The 6,150-nt window shown below is 67.5% G+C and carries 5 protein-coding genes and 3 pseudogenes; 4 read left to right on the top strand and 4 right to left on the bottom strand.

Going from position 1 to position 6,150, the window contains the following annotated elements; genetic code table 11:
• Positions 1-1,135: 1,135 nt before the first annotated feature.
• From AC08OQ_RS09875 to AC08OQ_RS09885, 3 genes and pseudogenes are all read right to left on the bottom strand, one after another.
• Positions 1,136-1,585, bottom strand: a pseudogene (locus tag AC08OQ_RS09875) (restriction system modified-DNA reader domain-containing protein); the annotation flags it as partial.
• Between the two features lie 33 nt (positions 1,586-1,618).
• Positions 1,619-2,875 carry a type II toxin-antitoxin system HipA family toxin gene (locus tag AC08OQ_RS09880; RefSeq protein WP_476602317.1) on the bottom strand — a complete coding sequence of 419 codons (1,257 nt, stop codon included), beginning with the start codon at positions 2,873-2,875 and terminating at the stop codon, positions 1,619-1,621.
• On the bottom strand, positions 2,875-3,189 hold the full coding sequence (locus AC08OQ_RS09885) for a helix-turn-helix domain-containing protein (protein ID WP_462188213.1): 315 nt from the start codon (positions 3,187-3,189) through the stop codon (positions 2,875-2,877). Before AC08OQ_RS09885 ends, AC08OQ_RS09880 begins: the two co-directional genes overlap by 1 nt.
• Before the next feature lie 406 nt (positions 3,190-3,595).
• Here AC08OQ_RS09885 and AC08OQ_RS09890 point away from each other — a divergent pair.
• Positions 3,596-3,910, top strand: a pseudogene (locus AC08OQ_RS09890) (hypothetical protein); the annotation flags it as partial.
• Positions 3,911-4,029: 119 nt separating this feature from the next.
• On the opposite strand, the pseudogene AC08OQ_RS09895 reads toward AC08OQ_RS09890, so the two are convergent.
• Positions 4,030-4,515, bottom strand: a pseudogene (locus tag AC08OQ_RS09895) (SAM-dependent methyltransferase); the annotation flags it as partial.
• 84 nt (positions 4,516-4,599) lie between these two features.
• Here AC08OQ_RS09895 and AC08OQ_RS09900 point away from each other — a divergent pair.
• The 3 genes from AC08OQ_RS09900 (at position 4,600) to AC08OQ_RS09910 (ending at position 5,981) form a co-directional block, all read left to right on the top strand.
• Entirely contained in the window at positions 4,600-4,869 is a 270-nt protein-coding gene (locus AC08OQ_RS09900) for a hypothetical protein (protein WP_476605657.1), read from the top strand.
• Positions 4,869-5,189: a type II toxin-antitoxin system PemK/MazF family toxin gene (locus AC08OQ_RS09905; protein WP_277870118.1), complete on the top strand. Its 321-nt coding sequence runs from the start codon at positions 4,869-4,871 to the stop codon at positions 5,187-5,189. Before AC08OQ_RS09900 ends, AC08OQ_RS09905 begins: the two co-directional genes overlap by 1 nt.
• Before the next feature lie 168 nt (positions 5,190-5,357).
• Positions 5,358-5,981, top strand: coding sequence for an HAD family hydrolase (locus AC08OQ_RS09910; protein WP_476605656.1), 624 nt, complete (start codon positions 5,358-5,360; stop codon positions 5,979-5,981).
• Positions 5,982-6,150: the final 169 nt, after the last annotated feature.

Genomic DNA, 6,150 nt, shown 5'->3' on the forward strand with positions numbered 1-6,150 from the left:
CGGTAAGGACCGGCACCACAAGGACGACTGGGATTGGGATTGGGACTGGGACTGAGTTGACGAGAGGACCCGGACGGAACGCCACTGAAATACAGCGAACCGCTAGGGAGTCGAAATGAAATAACTTGCGCGTTTCGAACCCTCCACAGGCCTGTGACCTGCGATGATGCTCTCGATCACGTATTTGTTACTTCATTACGTCCCCTAGGAGAGACGTGTAGCGGGGTTGGCCAGGGCGTCCGGAACGGATTCCAATCGGCAATGCTCGCCCGGGTTCTCCGGCCACCGCGGCGCCGGACATCGTAGCTCTGCGATGTCCGGCGCTCGCGTCCCGTGGCCGCCGCGCGCGGGTGGCGGGAAGGCGGCGCTCCGGCTCCCCTCCAGCTTCACCATTCTCCTCGGTCGCCCCCTCCTTACCGGTTTTGTGGCGTGGAGGCCCCGCCGTTTACGGCGGGGAGAAAACGCCGTCCTATCGGGGCATCAGTTGTCCTTCCTTCCGTAGAATTGAGGGTCGAACGGGTGTTCCGTGGATCTGGCAGGTCCTGAGATCGCAGCCACACTCCTGGCGGTTGCCGCGGCAATCGCAGTCTGCTGCGGACTGCTCCCGTCGACCGCGGGACGCGGCGACCGTCGGCGGCGCGTTGACGACCTGGACCGCTGTGCCTGCAATATTGCAGGCGCAGCGGCTACAGTAAGGTCATGGCCGTGATCGACTGTTCGGCGTTGGTGCGAACGCTGACAGACCACAGCGCGGGCGGGGTCGCCGTGCGCCGTCGACTCGCGGTGTCGAATCGTTCGCGGCACCCGGCCTGCTCGACTACGAGATGATTTCGGCCTTGTTCGGAATGCGCCGGGGAGGCAAGCTGACCGAGCGGGAGACAGCGAAGGCCATCGCCTCGAACCCTGGCCTCAGTCCCACCACGCCAGACCTCGTCGAAGCAGCCACCCACCCCGAAACAATCAGAGCCGTCGTCGCCCTCCTCACCGCCCGCGGCCACCCCCGAAGAGCCGACTTGACTGGCAAGATCATGGTCCGGTGGTCGGGGGCCGACTTCAACGGCAAAAGGACGCCCACGGATTTTGCCATCGAAGTTGATCTGCCCAGGTCACGGCTGTCGACGGGCCGAGATGCCTGTCACCGGACACCTGAGCAGGGGAGATGTCCAGTGACCGCGCCGCCCGTGACATCATCTACCGAATCGAACGGGTGTTCTGTAGTCCTGGCGGTTCCGGACACCTCGACCCGTCTCGCGACCGTGATCGTCGGGGCGGGCCCGCATGCCTCAGCCGTTCCGCTCGGCGCCGGAGGACAGCAGGTATCGGGCACGGGTCGCGAACAGCGTGTCGTTCGTTCGTTCCACTCGCCAGAACCGCCAGTCGCCCGGGTTGGGCGCTCCGGTGGAGCAGCCTTGGCTGCGGCGCTCGCCGAGCGGTAGACCTCGCCGGAGGCCGTGCGGATCCGGCCGTCGGCCGTCAGGGTCGCTGGGAACAGCCGACCGCTGCGGCGCCCGACGAGCCGCTCGCCAGCGCGCAGGAGGCCAGCGTCGATCAAGTCTGCCAGGGTCGCGTTGTAGCGATGCCGCCGCGGGCGTGCTTCGTCGTAACCGCCGGCAACATCTCAAGGCACACTGAGAGCACGGGCGATCCGTCGCTGTTCGCTCTCGTAGGCCACTGCCATCCGGTTGGCCTGGCTTTTCGGGATGCCGAGCCCGGCTGCGGCCTGCCGCCAGCCCGCCGTGGCGGTCTCCACCTCCCTGACGAGGTCGCGGGCCCTCGGCGGCGACAAGCGGAAGTAGTTGCCCACCGACAGCGCGAGGTCGATGCTTGCGTCGGTGTTGTCGAGATCGACGGCCGTGCTCAGCCGGGCCGGGTTGTCCGGATTGGGGTTGAGGTCGTAGGCAGGAGAGAGCGCCCAGCCGTCTCGCTCGCGCAGGAACGCGTGATTGCGCAGGTGGTCGTCAGTGTTTCCGGTCAGGATGGAGAACAGGATCCGCCGGTAGAGCTCACGCAGGTCGGCGTCAGCTCTCGGCGAGTAGCGTTCGATCACCTCGGCGATCTCGAGGTAGCTGCGGAGGTCCTCGTCGGAGGCCTCGAGCATGGTCAGGGCGCTTGCGAACCCCAGACGCCGCGCGCCGATGCGGTCGAAGCGGCTCAGGAGTAGTACGTGCCGGCCGACAACGGTCAGCAGTTCCGACTCCGCCACGGTAAGCCCCGCTCTGCGAGCGAGTCTCAGTTGTACCTCCTCCCAACCGGCCACGTCCCATTCGTCACTGTCCGAACGCGGGAACTTGGCGATCGAGAGCCGCCCGGACACGTCCCGCACCGCCGCCTTGGGGCGCGCGCCGCCGAGCGAGCTACCTGCGTCGATGAGGTCCGCGAGGTCGCGGTCGAAGTCGCCCTCCGCGCGGACGCGGTCGGCTGCTCGCATGAGCCGGGCCAGGTCGATCAGCCGTGGGACCGCGTGCCGGTGCGTCGAATAGTAGGTGGCGGTCGCCGGCTGGCGGAACCTGACACCTCCCTGGCGGGTGTCGTCGCGGACGCCGAGAAGGAAGTCGGCCTTACCGAGAGTGCGAGGTGTGGTCTCGGCGGCGCGGGCGCGCTCGCGCTCCTCACGCCTCATGAGGTTCTCGCCCCATCGGTCGGGGGCGCTGTCGGCGAACGCGTTGAAGATGGCCGACCCCGGCGGCGTGTGGAAGACGCCGGCGGCTCTGGCCAGCGCCGGGTCGAGGTCGTATCCGGCCGGGTTGGTCAGGTAGGCGTCGGCATATCGGAACGTGGCGCTCTGTCCGCCGCGGTCGTGAAGCCACAACGTCCCGGCGGCGGTCTCCTGCCCGTCGATCTCGACGGTGACCTCGACAGGATCCCGTCCGGCCATCAGCGCCGTACTCGCTTGGGGAGGATCTCGTCCATGCGCAGCCGGCCGATGTCGGTCTCGTACGGGTCGGTGGCCCTGACGACGGCATCCATGATCCCGATGGTGCGTAGCACCCTGAACAGGTTCTCGGTGCTCGCGGTGCCCTTACCCTGCTCGATGGCGCGCAGCGTGTCCCGGGAGATCCCGGCTCGCTGGGCGACCTGGGCCGCGGTCAGCCGGTTCAGCTTCCGCCAGGTCGACACATGCTCGCCGAGCAGACGCAGCGACCGCGCCACCGACAACGGCGTGGCATGCGAGGCCCTGTCACCGACCATAGCCAGCATCATACGAGCCTACGGCGGTTAAGTTCGCCGTTAAGTGCGGCTGCCTCCAGGCGGTGGCTGACCAGGTGGGGCAGGCCGGGGCGAAGACGGTCATGACGGGTAGATCGCGTGCCCACCCGGGCCGTCTGAGATTGTCCTGCCGGCCCACGTTCCTGCCGGCTCACGCGAGACGCCGAGCCGGCGGGGCCACGACGATCTTGGATGGCGTGGAGACGCCGCGGTCTCCTTCATCGCGATCCGGGTCATCGGCGAACAGGTTGCCCCGCACGTCCCCGGCGCCGACCCCGCCGCTGACGGCGGCGACGACACCTGTCGTCCTGGAAGACAAAGCACCCGGCAGGGTGGAAAAATACCCACCGGGTCGCCGGAGCCGCGGACTACACCAACCGTTTGCAGCTCACCGGACAGTGCGGTCACCACCGCGATCTGGGGGCCGCTGTTCTGCGCGTTCGCACCCCTGACCATCCTGGCCATCCCGATCGGCCTGGCCGTCGCCGTCACCGCCGTCGTCGTGATCGTCCCGGCCCGGGCCCAGGTCTTCGGGGACCTGATCGAAGCCGCCTACGACCAGCACCGCACCGTCCTCTACACCCAGCTCCGCTGGCCCCTGCCCGCCAACCCCCAGCAGGAACGGGAACACGGCCAGCGGCTGACCGCCTACCTGTGGCGCGGCTCCGACACCCCCGACCCCACCTTCACCCCACCCACCTAGCCGCTGCTACTTTCCGCTATCACTTTCCGCAACCATCCCGGTCCGCTGTCGGGCCCAGTCCGCTGTCGGGCCCGGTCCGCGGCCGGGCTCCACCACGCCCGGTCCGGTGGGCCGTCCGCCTACTTCCGGCCGACACCGCCGTAGATATTGACCTGGGCGTCTGTCAGAGCCCGTGTATCTGGGTTGTCCGGCCGCCAGCGGTGGGCCAGCTGAACGCCGGGGTCGACTAGCTCCAAGCCGTCGAAGAAACGTTCGACTTCGGATCGGCTGCGGAGCTGGAACGGAATCCCCTTCTGCCGGAAGGTGTTCATCCCCCGATCCGCGTCCGGATCATAATCTCCGGTGCCGTGGGTGAGGACAAGGTAGCTACCCGACGGCAACGCGTCGAGGAGCCGGCGCACGATCCCGTAGGGGTTATCCGCGTCGGGGATGAAATGGAAGATCGCGATGACGGACAGGGCGACCGGCCGAGTGAGGTCGAGGGTGCTGTGTAGCTGCGGGGCGGCGAGGATCCTGTCGATGTCCCGCAGGTCGGCGTCGAGGTAGGCGGTGCGCCCCTGCGGGGTGCTGGCCAGCAGCGCACGGGCGTGGGTGAGCACGATCGGTACCACCCCCAGGACACACATGCCTCGATCTGCGCGTCCGCCAAACCCACCCCGACTGTTGTACGTTTGTTGTATGGTGGCCTCATGAGTGTCGGGTTCCGTCCCACCGAAGAGGACCTCCGGATCGTCGAGGCCAACCGCCGTCAGGACGAGAAGACCAGCGACGTCATCCGGCGTGCCCTGCGGCTGCTGGACCGGGAGGCGTGGGAGACGCGCGCCCGCGAGGACATGCACCGGCTGCGGAACGAGGACCTGTCCGCCGAGCCCGACACGTGGGGGTATGACACCAACGGCAACATCGTGATCACAGGTACGAACCTCGCGGTACCAGCCAGGTCCCAGGACCAGCCCTGATCCGCGGGGCGGTATACCCGGTCGACCTCGGCGACGCCAAGCGCGGGCATGAACAGCGGGGGCGTCGGCTCGGCCTCGTCCTGAGCATGGAACAGAACACGTGGTCCACGGTCACGATCGCTCCCACGTCGACCAGCGCGCAGGCATCCACCTTCAGACCAGAGGTGATCATTGCGGGACGGTCGACCAGGATCCTGATCGATCAGATCCGGACCATCGACAGCGCCTATGTCGCGGGTGAACTCGTGGACTACCTCTCCCGCGATGACATGGCCCAGGTCGAGCACACCCTCTCGCGCTACCTCGGCCTGCTTCGCTAACGCGTCGCCCGGTGCTCCCCGTAGATCAATCTCCCCTCACGACTGGACACCCACCGGGCATCTTGTGGACGTCCCCCCAGCAGCCTCCGCCTGGCGGGCCAGACTCTGTGGGACATCTGTGAGAACGGCTGCCCCATTGACCCGGTCTCGAAAAGGAGGCGAAGATCGGTGGCAGGCGTCAGGCACGTGCTGTTCGACGCGGACGGAGTCCTTCAGGAGATCCCTGGAGGTTGGTACGCGGCGATGGAGCCGTACCTGGGCGAGCGTTCGCGGGAGTTCCTCCACCGGACCTGGAAGGACGAGCTCCCGATGCTCGCGGGGCGCGGTGACTACATGCCGGTGCTCGCGGCGACCCTGGCCGAGTTCGCCGTATCGACGCCGGTCGAAGACGTGTACCGAGACGTGTGGCACCGGATCGACGTCATGGACGAATCTCTCGCGCTGGTCCGGGCCCTGCGGTTGCGCGGTTACGGTGTCCATCTCGGCACGAACCAGGAGCGGCACCGCGCCGCCTACATGCGCTCGGCGCTTGGCTACGACCGCTTGTTCGACGTCAGCTGCTACTCCTGCGACCTCGGCATCGCCAAGCCCGCCCCCGCCTTCTTCACCGAGGCCGCCCGCCGCATCGGCGTGGACCCGGCCAGCATCCTGTTCATCGACGACAACGAGAAGAACATCGCAGGCGCCCGTATCGCTGGTCTCGTCGCGGAGCAGTGGACCATCACCCAGGGCCGCCACACCCTGCTCCCCTTGCTCGCCCGACATGACGTCATCCCAGACCACACGGGTTGATTCACTCGCAGCAGGATTCCACCAGACGTCGGGCCGCTGGAACCATGTCGCCGCACAGTCCCATCGGCCGAGCCGCGCGGCATGTGCACCCCAGGGATGGACCCGGGATGCGACCCGATCACCCAAAAGATGCCGGTCAGAACCTTGATGGAGGTACAGGCACGACGTG

The sequence above is a fragment of the Frankia sp. CcCS3 genome (assembly GCF_977927575.1).